The 14,609-nt window shown below is 34.7% G+C and carries 12 protein-coding genes and 1 pseudogene; 6 read left to right on the plus strand and 7 right to left on the minus strand.

The features are described 5' to 3' along the window. The first annotated feature begins 139 nt into the window (after positions 1 to 139). The 3 genes and pseudogenes from EG814_RS19585 to EG814_RS19595 form a co-directional block, all read left to right on the plus strand. Positions 140 to 532, plus strand: a complete 393-nt coding sequence (locus EG814_RS19585; protein ID WP_125723570.1) for a hypothetical protein — start codon at positions 140 to 142, stop codon at positions 530 to 532. 177 nt (positions 533 to 709) lie between these two features. Further along, positions 710 to 955 (plus strand): DUF4372 domain-containing protein, encoded by a 246-nt coding sequence (locus EG814_RS19590; RefSeq protein ID WP_125723571.1) that lies wholly within the window; start codon positions 710 to 712, stop codon positions 953 to 955. Between the two features lie 72 nt (positions 956 to 1,027). Further along, positions 1,028 to 1,228, plus strand: a pseudogene (locus tag EG814_RS19595) (transposase); the annotation flags it as partial. A 306-nt stretch (positions 1,229 to 1,534) separates the two neighbouring features. Here the strand turns inward: EG814_RS19595 and EG814_RS19600 are convergent. From EG814_RS19600 to EG814_RS19620, 5 genes are all read right to left on the minus strand, one after another. Continuing rightward, positions 1,535 to 2,305: an alpha/beta hydrolase gene (locus EG814_RS19600; protein WP_125723572.1), complete on the minus strand. Its 771-nt coding sequence runs from the start codon at positions 2,303 to 2,305 to the stop codon at positions 1,535 to 1,537. 7 nt (positions 2,306 to 2,312) lie between these two features. Beyond that, positions 2,313 to 2,852, minus strand: a complete 540-nt coding sequence (locus EG814_RS19605) for a hydrolase (protein ID WP_125723573.1) — start codon at positions 2,850 to 2,852, stop codon at positions 2,313 to 2,315. 90 nt (positions 2,853 to 2,942) lie between these two features. Next, complete coding sequence (locus tag EG814_RS19610; RefSeq protein WP_125723574.1) at positions 2,943 to 3,974, minus strand: alpha/beta hydrolase; 1,032 nt, start codon at positions 3,972 to 3,974, stop codon at positions 2,943 to 2,945. A 13-nt stretch (positions 3,975 to 3,987) separates the two neighbouring features. Then, positions 3,988 to 4,731, minus strand: a complete 744-nt coding sequence (locus EG814_RS19615) for a hypothetical protein (RefSeq protein WP_125723575.1) — start codon at positions 4,729 to 4,731, stop codon at positions 3,988 to 3,990. Between the two features lie 324 nt (positions 4,732 to 5,055). After that, a complete protein-coding gene (locus EG814_RS19620) occupies positions 5,056 to 7,503 on the minus strand; it encodes a tetratricopeptide repeat-containing sensor histidine kinase (RefSeq protein WP_125723576.1) in 2,448 nt (815 codons plus the stop codon). Positions 7,504 to 7,705: 202 nt separating this feature from the next. Between EG814_RS19620 and EG814_RS19625 the strand changes: the two genes are divergently transcribed. Continuing rightward, positions 7,706 to 9,679 carry a sigma 54-interacting response regulator gene (locus EG814_RS19625; protein ID WP_125723577.1) on the plus strand — a complete coding sequence of 658 codons (1,974 nt, stop codon included), beginning with the start codon at positions 7,706 to 7,708 and terminating at the stop codon, positions 9,677 to 9,679. A 141-nt stretch (positions 9,680 to 9,820) separates the two neighbouring features. On the opposite strand, the gene EG814_RS19630 is transcribed toward EG814_RS19625, so the two are convergent. Next, positions 9,821 to 10,609 carry an alpha/beta fold hydrolase gene (locus EG814_RS19630; RefSeq protein ID WP_235831015.1) on the minus strand — a complete coding sequence of 263 codons (789 nt, stop codon included), beginning with the start codon at positions 10,607 to 10,609 and terminating at the stop codon, positions 9,821 to 9,823. Positions 10,610 to 10,890: 281 nt separating this feature from the next. On the opposite strand from EG814_RS19630, the gene EG814_RS19635 reads away from it, so the two are divergent. Beyond that, the gene (locus EG814_RS19635; RefSeq protein WP_125723578.1) at positions 10,891 to 11,727 is read left to right on the plus strand and encodes an alpha/beta fold hydrolase; all 837 of its coding nucleotides are present in this window, start codon (positions 10,891 to 10,893) and stop codon (positions 11,725 to 11,727) included. A 169-nt stretch (positions 11,728 to 11,896) separates the two neighbouring features. Here EG814_RS19635 and EG814_RS19640 read toward each other — a convergent pair whose 3' ends face one another. Continuing rightward, the gene (locus EG814_RS19640) at positions 11,897 to 12,577 is read right to left on the minus strand and encodes a metal-dependent hydrolase (RefSeq protein WP_125723579.1); all 681 of its coding nucleotides are present in this window, start codon (positions 12,575 to 12,577) and stop codon (positions 11,897 to 11,899) included. 287 nt (positions 12,578 to 12,864) lie between these two features. Between EG814_RS19640 and EG814_RS19645 the strand changes: the two genes are divergently transcribed. Continuing rightward, the gene (locus EG814_RS19645) at positions 12,865 to 14,472 is read left to right on the plus strand and encodes an arylsulfatase (RefSeq protein ID WP_125723580.1); all 1,608 of its coding nucleotides are present in this window, start codon (positions 12,865 to 12,867) and stop codon (positions 14,470 to 14,472) included. Positions 14,473 to 14,609: the final 137 nt, after the last annotated feature.

A 14,609-nucleotide genomic window follows, 5' to 3' on the forward strand; every position in this document is an offset into this window, starting at 1 on the left:
GATTGAAACTGCATATACTAGTCAATTATTAGATGGTTCAATAGTAAAAATTAAACATGTTAACCATCATAGATATAATCTACAACCAATATTTGAAAATCATTATACATATTTTGAAATCCAATAAATTATAAAGAATATGAAAAAATCGGAAGAATATAATCTACACTTTAGTACTTATGAATTTAATAGCACAATAATACCCCATGTAGGATGTAGTTTAGTAAATGGGTCTAGTAAAAATAATGAAATAGCGAATTTTTTAGAACCAAATGGGATTCGTTTAACACAGCAAATAATAGATGATATTACCTCTTTAAATTTAGACTTAAATATACCTTTTGAGGGTTACAATATTTGGGGAGGAAATCAAGATGAAAGTGTTGAGATAAAATCTCCTCCCTTTAGAGCTGTTTTCAATACGACTGGAAAACCAGTAGAAGTGCCTATTTCAGATTTTTTACAAATTTTACAAGAATGGAAAATCTTTTTAGAAGGCATACCTAAACCACATTGGCTCTCTAACAGATAAATATGAAATAACCCGATCGCGCAGATATATCACCCGATCGCGCAGATCTATTTTCCTCAACAATAGCCACAGATATGCAAAAACCCGATCGCGCAGATATATCTACGCAACGATAGCGCAGATTTGCAATCATAAGTGTTCGAAACCTTAAAAATAATTATTTTTGAATTAAAAACTATGAGCGTTTTGCATGTCTTAAATTACATTCCCAAAGCTGAATTAGAAAAATTATCATTAGAGTATAAGGTAGATTATCAAGTAAAGAAATTAGATGGACAGACAATGTTTCAGTTACTGCTTTTCTCAATGCTCAATGTTAAGCAAAACAGTCTGCGCGTTATGGAAGAATTTTACCCGATCGCGCAGATCTATCCCCGCACCCGCAACGTTAGCGCAGATTTGCAATCTGTGCCCGCAAAGTAATTCCTCAATATCTTAAAAAAATAAAAAGTACAGTTTTACACTTTACTTTTTATTTTTGTAGGAAAAAAGATCGTGTCGACAAAATACAAAGCAACAACAACTGAAGAAGCCTATTTTATAACAATAACTGCTGTAGGCTGGATAGATATTTTTACAAGGCTAAACCAGAAAAATGTTCTAATAAATGCTTTAAAATATTGTCAGGAAAATAAAGGTTTAGAAATTTATGCTTATTGTATTATGAGCAGCCATATTCATATGCTTTGTAAAGGAATTATGCAGACTTAGAAAATGATTTGGATGTTATTTTTGTTATATTTATTTTGAAGTGCTCAACTTTTGCGTATGTTCATCTTTGCGGGCACGGATTGCAAATCCGCGCTAACGAATATTTTGACGCGAATAAAACAAATTTACTTCGTAAAAACGCTGATTTCCATGGATTTTTTAAATTTATATTTAAAGTAGATTTTGGCTTGACTTTTTTAGATAAAAATAAAAAATCCGTTTTTATCCGCGTCTTCGTGAAACGAATCCGTTTCATCCGCGTCAACTATGCATATCTAATGATTTTAAAAATTACAATTTTTCATACCAATTTAAAATATAATCGGCAACACTTTCCCAGCCTGGTTCTCCGCAGATAAAGTGACTTTTTCCGTCGAATATTTTAAGATCAACACGTCCTGCATTTCCGTTATATCTGCTCGCAATTGTTTCTGTTAAGCTAGGAGGAAAGATATGATCGTTACTGCCACCAATAAATAAAATTGGTTCATGCGGTTTTTTGAAATTGATATTCGAAAACGAACTTAAAACCAATTCTCGGCTTACTTTATAACTTTCTGGCACTGCAAACTTTTCAAAAGCAATACTTTTTTGCGATTCTGGAATAGTATTAAAAAAAGCATAATCGTACCATTTTCTGCTTCCCATGAAATATTTATTGAAAGAGAAAAAACCAAAAGCAGGAATTACCGTTTTTAAAGTCTGAAATGGCGGAAACACATTTTTTGGAGGCGCTCCATCAATGCTTACTCCAGCAGCAGCTTTACCTAATTCGACTAATTTTAAAGCAGCCATTCCAGCCATCGAATGTCCTATTACCAAAGGTTTTTCTGGTAAAGTATCTATCAATCGGCTAATATTATTAACAACATCTATAAAACCTGTTTTGGTAAGGTTAGGATGAACTTTTGCTCTCAATTCGGCAGGATTTCCTTCGTGTCCGGGATTGGCCGGCGTATAAACGGTATATCCTTTTTGTTCATAGTACTGTTTCCATTCTGCCCAAGTTTTGTCGTTAACAAAATTTCCATGAATAAGCACAATTGTTTTGGATTTTGACATGATTCTTTTATTTGATTAATGTTAGAATTTCTTTGAAAATTTCTCGTCTCGAGTCTTTAACCAATTCATAAAGACACATTTCAACATTGGTTAATGATGCGCCTTTATGCTGCAGTTTTTGCAAAGCGATTAAAATACTTTCTTCTGCTCGAGAAGAAACACAATCTGCTATAATTTCGACTTCAAAGTTTTTTGACAATAGCCCTAAAGCAGTTTGATATACAAAGATATGAGCTTCTATACCGCAGATGATCCATTGCTTTCTGCCAGAATTGATAATTGCTTTTTTAAAAACTTCATTATCCAGAGCGTTGAAAGAAAATTTTTCAATTGGTTGCTGTTCGTGCAATAACTTTTCTAATTCGGGAATTGTTGCACCAAGTCCTTTCGGATTTTGTTCTGCCCATATTATCGGAATTGAAAGTATTTGACAGCCTCGAATGAGTTTTTCTAGATTGGACACCAGTTCTTCGCTATTGTGTACAATCCGTGCCAATTTTCCTTGAACATCAATTACAATCAATCCCGTTTTTTCTTGTACAAGCATAACGATCTATTTAATTTGGAAACTAAATTTACAAATTTTATGTATGTAAATTATTGAATTGTAAAATGTTATGTTTGTTTTTGTTGAATATTACTTCAGGTATTTTTTAAGTTCTGCGGCAGCCTGAAGAAACAGCGCTTTTGTCTGCGGAATTTCAGCCAACCCATTCAATAATCCGAAATCATGAATGACGTCGTTATATCGAACGGTTGTTACTACAACTCCTGCATCACTTAATTTACGTCCGTAAGCTTCTCCTTCGTCTCTTAAAATATCATTTTCTGCCACTTGAATTAAAGTTGGAGGAAGACCTTTCAGCTGAGACAGACTTGCCTGCAATGGCGAAGCGTAAATTTCTTTCCTTTTAGAAGGATCCACATATTGATCCCACATCCATTTCATTAAAGAATCGGTTAGAAAACGCTGTTTGCCATATAGTTTATACGATTCTGTTTCAAAATTGGCATCGGTTACAGGCCAGAAAAGAATCTGCACTTTATACAAAGGCGTTCCTTTTTCTTTCGCCATTAAAGCACTCGCTGTAGCCAGATTTCCGCCTGCGCTGTTGCCGACAATTCCCAATTTGCTTCCGTCTACATTAATTTCGTTTCCGTGAGCGGCAATCCATTTGGCGGCAGCGTAAACCTCATTTACAGGTAGCGGATATTTGTGTTCTGGAGAAAGAGAATAATTGACAAAAACGCCAACGTAACCCGTAAGCACACTCAAATCTCTCACCATTCTTTTGTGCGTAGGATAATCGCCCAAAACCCAGCCGCCGCCATGAATGAACATAAAAACAGGCAGTTTTCCTTTCTCGCCAGCGGGACGAACAATATTAAGCTTGATTTTGTAACCGTCTGCAGTAATTTCTTTTTCCGATTCTTCAATTCCAGACAAATCCACTTTAAAGGCATTTTGTGCGCCAACCAACACATTTCGTGCATCTGCAACCGGAAGCGATTCTAAAGGCGCTCCTCCTGCATTTAGAGGTTTTAAAAATGCTTTTACAGCTGGCGTCAAATGCGGATCTGTCGCGTAATCGCTTTGAGCATTTGCGGGTAAACTGCTTAAAATTATATAAGGAAGAAGTATCATTTTTAAGATGCTTGATATTTTCATAATGTGTAGACTTTTATTTTACAGAATATGGCAATGAAAGATTTCCGCTGGCAACAGTGTAGACTTTGTATACGCCAAGCATGGGTTTAGAACCTTCAGCATCGTGAGAACCGCCAGCACCTGTGCTAACTTCCATATAACAGCTTACGGCATCAAATTTAAAATCGGTTTTGTTGTTGATTCTAAAATCGGGAACAATTACTTTTATAGAATTTCCTTTTGCCACTATATTAAAACCTGGGCTGTCCATATACATCGCCATTCCGGGATTTGTTGGAGGCAGCACCACTTTTGGATCTCCTTTTGTGAATTCTTTTACAGAAAGTCCGCCCGCAACACGTTTGTCTTCTACAAGCAATACCCAGTGTGCGTGCCATACCAAACCATCGTTAAGATAATTTCCATCCAAACTTTCATCCCAAAGTGGAGTATCTTCAAAATCTGGATGAGAAGTAAGAGCAAGTGCTACGATTCCTTCTACTTGACCAAAACCAATATCAGAAGATTTTAAAGTAGTCGGAAAAACGTAGGCTAAAACTGGAGCGCCATTTAACTGTCCGACTGGTTTAGGCATAGTTTTTCCTGCGGTTCCTTCCACTTTAATATCCCAAACGGTAAGACCTAAATCGGCTTTATGCGTTATTGTTGCCGATTTTATTTTAAAATCGCTGTTGTTATAAGTTCCACATTTGTCACAGGCTTGTGCAGCGCTGAAATTTAGGAATAGAATGATTATCAGTAAAATTGATTTTTTCATAATAAATTGGTTTTTAAGGGTTAACTTTCCTAGAAAACCAATTTATATGCCATGTCAATAAAGCCTTTAAGAATAGGGTTTTAGCGCTTTTAAAAGGAAATGAAAGCGCTATATTTCGCTAAACGAATTTCGATTAGTGAGATTTCGCTAGCGCTAAAAATGGGACGCGGATAAAACGGATTACTTCGTAAAACGCGGATTTTTTTATTTACATATAAAATCTATCTTAATTATAAGTTTAAAAAATCCGTACAAATCAGCTCCCGATAGCTATCGGATCGTGATAACGAATCCGTTTTATCCGCGTCTAATAAAAATTAAGATTTAGTCTCTAAATTCTCTTCTTTTTTCATTGATTGGAAATTCTTTAGAAAATTCAATTTTTAGGATTGTTCCATTATTATTTTCCATAGAAAATGAAGCTTCCAAATCGTCACTAAGACCTTTTATCAGACTTAAACCGAACGAATTGATTTTTTTATTGCTAATGTTCGCATCAAAACCAATTCCGTTGTCAGCAATAGTCAGCAAATATTTGTCTTGTGTCGTGGCTTCAAGCGTGACATAAATCATTCCCGTCTGGTTGTCTGGAAAAGCGTATTTTATAGAATTGGTAATAGATTCGTTTAAAATCAATCCCAGCGGAACTGCCTGCGCAACATCCAATTCCAACGGATCAATTTTAAGTTCAAAACGAACGCGCTGTCCAAGCGAAAAAGATTCTCTTAAATATTCGACCAATTCTTTGATGTAATTCGGCATATTGATCGTCGCAATATTTTCTGAATTGTATAATTTCTGATGAATAAGCGACATAGAATGAATACGATGCTGACTGTTTTTAATAGCAGACAAGGCCATATCATTCTCCAAATAAGCCGATTGTGAATTCAAAAGACTTATTACGGTTTGAAGATTGTTTTTTACACGATGGTGAATTTCCTTCAAAAGCCATTCTTTTTCATCGAGCAAATGTCTCAAATTGATATTCTTTTGATTGATTTCTTTTTCCTTCAGTTCCAATTCGGCATTCGTTCTTTGTTTCAGACGATATCTATTATAGAGTAAAGCAATTGTAAGAACCAATAAAACCAAACTCCAAATAGAAACGGTATTTAATAATTTTGATTTTTTTAAAGCACTTTCCTGTAGATCGGTTTCTTTGTCTAATTGCTTTATTTTTTGTTCTTTATTTTCGGTTTCATATTGAAATCTAAGTTCTTCAATCTGTTTGTTTTTTGCATAATCTAAAATAGAATCACTAAATTTTTTGTACAATTTATGATGCGCCAAAGCCGATTTAAAATCACCATTTAGCGAATCTATTTTATAGAGAGACATTTGCACTGCTTCTGAGTTGTATTTCTTGTTGTATTTTTTAGAAATAGCATCAATTTTGTCAAGATATAATTGTGTTTTCTGAAGATTGTTTCGATTGGCATAAAACAAAGCAGCCGACGAATACGTATTGCACACATCTCTATACGTCAGCGGCGAATCTAAAAGATCTGCAGCTTCTGCGGCTTTTATAAAATATTTTTCGGCTGTTCCATAGTTTTTAATACGCCAATAGCAATTGGCGTAAGCATAATTCAGCAGCATATCATCTAGTTTATTTGGAGGAGGATATTTGCTTGCAATAGAATTCATGTATTCTATAGCTTCTTTATTTTTTCCTTTCAGTGACAAAGAGGCTGCGGCAGTAATAAAACCTTTATACCAGCTACCCGTGCTAAAATTATTTTGCCCGTGCGCAATACTTTTCTCAGACATTTTTATGGCCTCATCGGTATGGCCCATTTGCAAATACGCTATTCCCAAACGCATATAAAAAATATCGGCAAAGGTAAAGTCTTTTGTAGCTTCCATTGTTTTTACACTTTTCATCGCATAATAAAAAGCATCTTTAATATTGTATTGTACACCGTGGATATACGAAATAGTAGTTTCGGTAAATTGCTGTTGTCTGAAACCAATTTTTCGCATAGCTGCTAGGTTCTGATACAGTATTTTTTTGGCATCATTTATTTTTCCGTGCCAAAAATAAATCGTGCACAATTTTGTTTTTGCTTCAATTCTTTTTTCTTCAAGACCTAAAGATTTGAACAAAGCTTCGGCTTCTGTTAGTATTTTTTCTTTTTCAGGATCCAAGTCGTACTGATACGTTGCTTGGTTAAGCAATGCATACGCCAGAGCTGTTTTATCATTTTGTTTTCGGCATTCGTTTACAACCTGTATAAAACATTTTTTACTCTCGGGATAATTGTTGATTTGAAAATAGAATTTTCCCAAAAGCATTAAACTTTCGCGCTGCCACTTTTGTATTTTTAGCTGATTGCTAATTTTTACTGCATCGGTTATATAGAGATTAGCGTTTGTGATGTCGTCTGGTTTTGAAAAAGGTTTAAATAGATAGTGGATTCCCAATTGCAGAGCTAGTTTTACCTTATCTACGCCTTTAGATTTTGCATAAAGTTTTTTAGCCGCATCAATATTTTCTTTTTCAATAAGATCTTGACCAATTAAATAAGAACCATCATTAAAACCTTCGTCATAAGCTAAAGAAACAGGAAGTTTATAGGCCTTGCACGTTAATACTACAGAGCTGTCAGTATCGATAGCGCCTTGATTAGCATTATACAGATAAGATGAACTAGTGTGTATTAATAAACGCTTCTTTTTTAAATCATAATTTGCTGTTGCAGGATGGTTTTGTGCTTCAGCATTAATTGCAATAAAAAAAAGCAGACAAAACGAGTAAAGTAGCTTCATTGGTTTAGAATTAAATTTTAGTAAGTTTTTGATTAACAAATATAAATAGAAACATTTGTGCTTATTTAAAAAATAATATGAAAATTAAGGTTAATTGTGATTTTAATTTATCTAAATTTGGAAACCGATAATTTTAATTGACATAATTAACTATTTTTTGTATCAATAAATTAAGTGCAATATAAGACAAATTTACACACTTATGAAAAAGTTTACCGCTAACGGACATGAAGTAACTTCTTCAGAATTTAAAAAGCGAATTTTAATTGTAGAAGATCAATTTATTGAAGCTCACGATTTACAGTTAATTCTCGAAAAAGCAAGTTATGAAGTTACGGGAATAGCGCGGTCGGTAGAGCAGGCTTTGGAACAAATTGAGATTAATAGGCCAGATTTAGTTTTTTTGGATATCATGCTGAAAGGAAGCCGAAATGGAATTGAACTGGCACATATTCTAAAAGAAAAATATATTGGGTTTATATTTATTTCTGCCAATTCTAGTAAAAGTATATTAGATCAGGCAAAAACTACTCAGCCGTACGGTTTTATTGTAAAACCTTTTAGAGAGCAAGATGTCTTAACAACTCTAGAAATTGCATTTTATCGCCAACAGTATAGTTTAGAAAGTCAATTGTTACAGCAATTTCAGCTTCAGGCAGCAATTACAGACATTATAAATTCAGATTTGAAGAAGGAAGAAGCGTTATTGGCTTTCGCGAAAGCGACGCAGACTTTTATTCCTTTTGATTATCTGGAAACAGGCTTTGTAACCACTACACATTTTGATAATCTCGGAATTGTTCGCAGAAATTTAGATCAGTATCAAATGATCAATCTGCAGAAATTATCACAGATCGCAGAAATTTCCGAAAAAGAAATTAATGAAACATATCGAAAATCTAAAGCAGATAAAGAACCGATTATTTACAGTGAAGAAGCGCTGATAAACAACTTTCAAGAAGCGCCAATAAAAGCTTTAATTGCACATAATTTTGGCATAAAATCGTATTTGGTTTTTCCTCTTTCGATTGCCACGATTCAGAGCTATCATTTTACATTTTATAGCCGTAATCTAAATGTTTATTCTCAGGAACATTTACGAATTTTGAATTCGCTGGAACCTCTTTTCTGCCAGTTTATTACTAAAATTTATTCGAAAGAAGATGTAAATCTGCCTGCTAAAAAAACGGAAATCAAAAACGTAAAACCCGTAAATCCCGAACAAGGATTTGACGGAATTATTGGCAATAGCTCGCAAATGAGTGCTGTTTTTAATTATATCCGAAAAGTTTCTCCTTCAGATACTTCCGTTTTGGTTTTAGGAGAAAGCGGTACAGGAAAAGAGAAAATTGCACAAAGCATTCATGCCTTATCGCCAAGAAAAGATAAGCCTTTGGTTATCATTAATTGCGGAGCTATTCCCGAAAATCTTGCAGAATCTTTACTTTTTGGACACGAGAAAGGTGCGTTTACAGGCGCTTTGGACAGACGAATTGGTAAATTTGAAATGGCAGATGGCGGAACTATTTTTTTAGACGAAATAGGAGAAATGTCTCTGGAATTGCAGGTAAAATTGCTTCGTGTTTTGCAGGAAAGAGAAATTGAACGTGTTGGTGGCACTTCGTCAATGAAAATAGATGTAAGGATTATTGCGGCTACCAATAAAAATCTGGAAGAAGAAGTGGCGGCAGGAAGATTCAGAATGGATTTGTATTACCGTCTGCATGTTTTCCCGATTATGGTTCCGCCATTAAAAAAGAGAAAAGAAGATATTCCCGATTTGGCGAATCACTTTATAGCGGTTTACAGCGAGAAAATGGGCAGAAAAGCGCCTGTTCTTTCCGATTTTGCTTTGCAGCAGATTATGAATTACAATTGGCCTGGAAATATTAGAGAACTTGAACATGTGATACAGCGTGCCATTTTGCTGACAGACGGAAATACAATAAAAGAAATTGAACTTTCTATGTCATCCAAAATGCATCCGGAACAGCCTTCGGAATCATTTTCAATCAAAACGATATTAGAAAACGAACGCGATTATATTCTTTATATCCTTAAAAAATGCAACGGAAAAATTTCTGGAGCAGGAGGCGCCGCCGAAATTCTAGACATTCACCCGTCAACATTAAATTCGAAGATTAAAAAACTCGAAATAAAGAAAGGGATTATTTAAGAATTAAGAATTAAGAATTAAGAATTAAGAATTAAGAATTAAGAATTTTCTATTATGGTTTGCTATGTGTATATATGCAAGTGAAACGCCTTTTTTAAAGTTTTCTATAACTATGTTTCTATGTGTTAAAATAAAAACAAATTAAGAAATTTTCTTCAGACAATTGGCAATAAACTCCGCCATCGTTTCCCAGTTTTCCTGATTAATGCTTAGATGGTTCGAATCTTGAAATTCTTTATAGCAAGTAATAGAATGCAGGTTTTTGTATTTCTTGAAATTTAAATAATTCAATGAAATAGGCAAAAAAGCATCTTCTGAGCTTGATAAAAACAAAAGCGGATTATGTCTTTTTTTGAAATCGATTTTACCCGATTTGGAATAGATGTCACATAGAATTGATTTAGATTCTGGAATCAATAGTGTTTCATAAGTTTCTTTTTGTTCTTCAAATGACATTTGGTTTCCGAAAAGAAGCTGCCATTTTTTGAAAGGCATTAAATAGGCTTTATTTTTTGAATTGAATTGGCCTGAAAGACTCCAGAGATTTTTATAAAACGAAAAATTACAATGCAGGAGATTGCCAGGCGGTAAAGAATTGATGCAGATTCCAACAGCACCAAGCTCTTTCTGAATAAGTAATTGGGTTAGTAAACCTCCATAAGAATGGCCAATAAGAATTGGTTTTTCAGGAAGTTTATCAATGATTTCGGTATAATAATCCAATAAATCAGATAGACGGGTTAAGGCAATTTTTGATTCGGAATGTGCTTGTCTTAAAACGACAGCAGATTCATTTTTATGTGGCCAGGGCGGCGCTACGGTTTTATAACCTTGATTCTCAAAAAAAATAATCCATTCTTTCCAGCACACATGGCTGATAAACGCTCCAGTAATAAACATAATCGTTTTTTTATTAGATAAATACATCATATCGAAGCTATTAGATTAAATTTCTGAAAATCAGTACTATTTCATTCGCAAAAAGCAAAAGAAATGCCTTTTTTGTAAAGGATTGATTATAAAAGCATTGTTCTTAAAGCGGTTTATAGAAATTATTATATATCGTTAAAAAAGAGATTTGATTCTTGAAATATCATAATTTTTAAAACGTAAGTGAATGGTAAATGCTTTATTATAAGCTTTCTATGTTTTGGTTTAATCTTTGTCTGCTTAAAAGAAAACGAATTGATTTCAATCTTTAAATTATAATTATGGAAAAAATTTATGACGCAGAAACACGCTTTGCCGATTTAGGCGATCGTAAAATTGCTTATCGTTCTTATGGCGAAGGAAAAGCGGTAATTTTTGTGAACCGATTTAGAGGAACGCTTGATACTTGGGATCCGCTTTTTATTGCAAAGATGGCAGAAGAGTTCAATGTTATTGTATTTGATTATTCTGGAATTGGCTCTTCTACAGGAAGTCTTGCTCCAGACATTACGATTGTCGCTAAAGATGTAAAAGATCTTGCCGATTTCTTAAAATTAGATTCGGTTATAGTTTTAGGATGGTCGTACGGCGGACTGGTGGCACAGACGGCTACTTTGCTGTATCCTAATTTGGTAACGCACGCTGTTTTAGTTGGAACAAATCCGCCTGGACAAAACGAGATTCCGATTGAGCAGGCATTTTTTGATGCTGCGCTAAAACCTATAAATGATTTTGAAGATGAAATTGTTCTGTTTTTTGAACCTAAATCAGAAGCAAGCAAAGCAGCGGCAAAAGCTTCTCATGACAGAATTCATAAAAAAATAGAGGTAGAAAAAATTCCTTCTACTATGGATGTTTTTCAATTGTATTTTGGCGGAGGAGATACTTTTAGAGATGATCCTTTAAATTTTAGAGAACAGCTTAAAAAGACCAAAACACCTATTTTGATTATTTCTGGAGATCATGATATTAGTTTTGCCGTAGACAATTGGTATCCGATTATCAATCAGATGACAAATGCTCAGATGATTGTATATTCGGCAACAGGACACGGACCACAGCATCAATATCCAGAACTTACAGCACAATACATCATTAATTTTGTCAATTACATATAATAAAGTTCATCAGCAGAACTCATTATATGCTAAAAGGAATAGTGTCAGCAGCTATTCCTTTTTTTATTTTTGAAAATTATTTAAAGATTATTTTAGGCTTTATTTTATAAAATGATATTTCGCTAAAAAATAGTTTTTAGCGAAATATAACCAAGAAAAATAACCAAATTTAGATTTCGATCGTCGTGTTTATTTTAGGTAGAAATAATTCGATGGAAGCATTTTTAAACGAATCTAAAGCCTTTTGATGATCCATTATAATAAAGCCAAAAGTATCGTAATGAACGCCTAAAACTTTATTTACTCCGACCAATTTAGAGGCTTCAATAGCTTCTTCAACTCCCATTGTAAGTCCGTCACCGATAGGAAAAACGGCAAAATCCAGTTTTGTAAATCTAAGAATAAGCTGCATGTCTAGCGTTAATGCCGTATCGCCGCTATAATAGAAATTTCCATCAGCGGTTGACAGTACAAATCCGCAGGCAATACCACCGTAAGAACCATCCATAAAACTGCTCGGATGTTGGGCTACGACACATTTTACGGTTCCGAAATCAAAAGTAAATTTTCCACCGGGATTGATTGGATGCGCATTTTCGATTCCGTTTTTCAATAGCCAATTATAGATTTCAAAATTCCCAAGCACTTTGGCTCCAGTATTTTTCGCAATTCGTTCTACATCCAAAATATGGTCATAATGTGCATGAGAAATAAAAATGTAATCTGCTTTTATGGCATCAACATCAACCTCTTTGGCTAATTCGTTGGGTGTAATAAAAGGGTCAAAAAGAATATGTTTCCCGCCCGCAAAAACAGAAAAACAAGAATGTCCGTAATAAGTAATTTTCATGATAAATAGTTTTAAATCAGTTAATAATTAAAATATTTTTTCCAAGAAATGTGCCATTGAGGGGAAGCAATTTTTTCAACAATAAAATTAAAATGACTCATGCTCTCAGAAATGACAAGGTTGTATAAAGTTACTCTTTTGTTAATTCACTGTTTTGTAATTGTTTCATTTCTAAAAATTTAGTTTCATATTGCAATGTGAAACATCAAATAAATGTATAGACTGATAATTTTCAGAGCAAAGAGGTAACTTTAATTGAAATAGTAATAATCCTAAAATTACAAATCATGAAAAAAAATGTTCTAGCAGTACTTTTAACAGGCTTGGCAGTATTGACATTTGTCGATATTGAAGCCCAAACCAAAAAGAAGCCTAATATTATAATGGTAATCTCAGACGATACTGGTTGGGGAGATTTAGGAGTTTATGGAGGAGGAGTTGGCCGTGGTATGCCTACACCAAACCTAGATAAAATGGCAAAAGAAGGAATGCAGTTCTGGTCGTTTTACGGACAGCCTAGCTGTACGCCTGGAAGGGCAGCAATGCTAACGGGCCGTATTCCGAACCGTAGCGGTATGACAACTGTTGCTTTTCAGGGACAGGGAGGCGGTTTGCCAAAAGAAGAATGGACATTGGCTTCGGTGCTTAAAAAAGCCAATTATAAAACGTACTTTTCAGGAAAATGGCACTTAGGAGAAGCCGATTATGCGATGCCTATAGCTCAAGGTTTTGATAAAATGCAGAATGTAGTACTTTATCATTTGAATGCCTATACGTATGCTTTTGAATCTTGGAATCCAGAGATGTCTCCAGAAATGCTGGCTTTTTTCAAAAAGGTAACTATTGGTGTACTTGAAGGTGAAGCAGGCGGAAAAGCGCGTGAGGTCTCTAAAGTTACAGAAGAGAATATTGCAGAGCTAGATATGATGATGGTAGAGAACAATTTAAAACAGCTTGATGAATACGCAAAAAGCAAAGATCCGTTTTTTATGTGCATCAATTTTGCTAAAAATCACCAGCCTAACCTTCCTTCAAAAGAATTTGCAGGCAAGTCTCCAGGAAAAAGCAAATATTCTGATGCTGTAGTAGAAATGGACCACAATGTAGGCCGAATTATGGATAAAATTCGCTCTTTGGGAATTGCCGAAAATACGATAGTTATTTATACAGTAGATAATGGTGCTTGGCAAGACGTACATCCAGATTCTGGATATACACCTTTTAGAGGAAGTAAAGGAACAGATAGAGAAGGAGGTAGCCGTGTGCCAGCTATTGCTTGGTGGCCAGGACAAATTGAAGCGGGAAGCCAAAGCCACGATATTGTAGGCGGACTTGATCTTATGGCGACATTTGCTAGTCTTGCTGGTGTCGAGCTTCCGACAAAAGACAGAGCTGGTGTAGATATGGTTTTTGATAGCTACGATATGTCGAATGTATTATTTAAAAAAGGAAAACCTCTACGTGATCGTTGGTTCTATTTTACAGAATCTGAATTATCTCCGGGAGCTATTCGTATGGGAAAATTTAAAGCCGTATTCAACACTAGAGGAGATAATGGAGCAATTGCAGGAAGTGACATGCCTGGCCAGCAATTGGGATGGAGAGGCGACGAAACTTATATAGCCACTGTTCCTGCTGTATACAATCTTTGGCAGGATCCGCAGGAACGCTATGATCTGTTTATGAACAGCTGGACAGAAAAAACTTGGACAATGGTAATCTTTGATCAAGCAATGGACGAAATTATGAAGACCTATGCAAAAGTACCTCCAAGACCGCTTCAAAGTGGATCATTTACTGGAGAGATGACCATAGATCGTTATAGAACTATTGAACAGGTGAAAAAAATGATGAATGAAAAGAAAACAACTCTCCCTAAATTGAGTGTAGATTAAGTAATAAAAAGGAAGCCGAACGTTAATAGACTGCACCCAAAAGTTTAGACAAATTTATAATTAAGTTTGATAATAATGAGCTCGATATTTTATCGGGCTCATTTTGTTTAGATTTGATTTAATTCTTTCGTTATTGT

Source organism: Flavobacterium ustbae, from assembly GCF_003946915.1.
GTDB classification, from domain to species: Bacteria; Bacteroidota; Bacteroidia; order Flavobacteriales; family Flavobacteriaceae; genus Flavobacterium; species Flavobacterium ustbae.

Coding starts and splice junctions, on each gene's coding strand:
- EG814_RS19625 (WP_125723577.1), top strand. CDS start 7,706: ATGAAAAAGTTTACCGCTAACGGACATGAAGTAACTTCTTCAGAATTT.
- EG814_RS19610 (WP_125723574.1), bottom strand. CDS start 3,974: ATGAAAATATCAAGCATCTTAAAAATGATACTTCTTCCTTATATAATT.
- EG814_RS19620 (WP_125723576.1), bottom strand. CDS start 7,503: ATGAAGCTACTTTACTCGTTTTGTCTGCTTTTTTTTATTGCAATTAAT.
- EG814_RS19630 (WP_235831015.1), bottom strand. CDS start 10,609: ATGATGTATTTATCTAATAAAAAAACGATTATGTTTATTACTGGAGCG.
- EG814_RS19605 (WP_125723573.1), bottom strand. CDS start 2,852: ATGCTTGTACAAGAAAAAACGGGATTGATTGTAATTGATGTTCAAGGA.
- EG814_RS19615 (WP_125723575.1), bottom strand. CDS start 4,731: ATGAAAAAATCAATTTTACTGATAATCATTCTATTCCTAAATTTCAGC.
- EG814_RS19645 (WP_125723580.1), top strand. CDS start 12,865: ATGAAAAAAAATGTTCTAGCAGTACTTTTAACAGGCTTGGCAGTATTG.
- EG814_RS19635 (WP_125723578.1), top strand. CDS start 10,891: ATGGAAAAAATTTATGACGCAGAAACACGCTTTGCCGATTTAGGCGAT.
- EG814_RS19600 (WP_125723572.1), bottom strand. CDS start 2,305: ATGTCAAAATCCAAAACAATTGTGCTTATTCATGGAAATTTTGTTAAC.
- EG814_RS19640 (WP_125723579.1), bottom strand. CDS start 12,577: ATGAAAATTACTTATTACGGACATTCTTGTTTTTCTGTTTTTGCGGGC.
- EG814_RS19585 (WP_125723570.1), top strand. CDS start 140: ATGAAAAAATCGGAAGAATATAATCTACACTTTAGTACTTATGAATTT.
- EG814_RS19590 (WP_125723571.1), top strand. CDS start 710: ATGAGCGTTTTGCATGTCTTAAATTACATTCCCAAAGCTGAATTAGAA.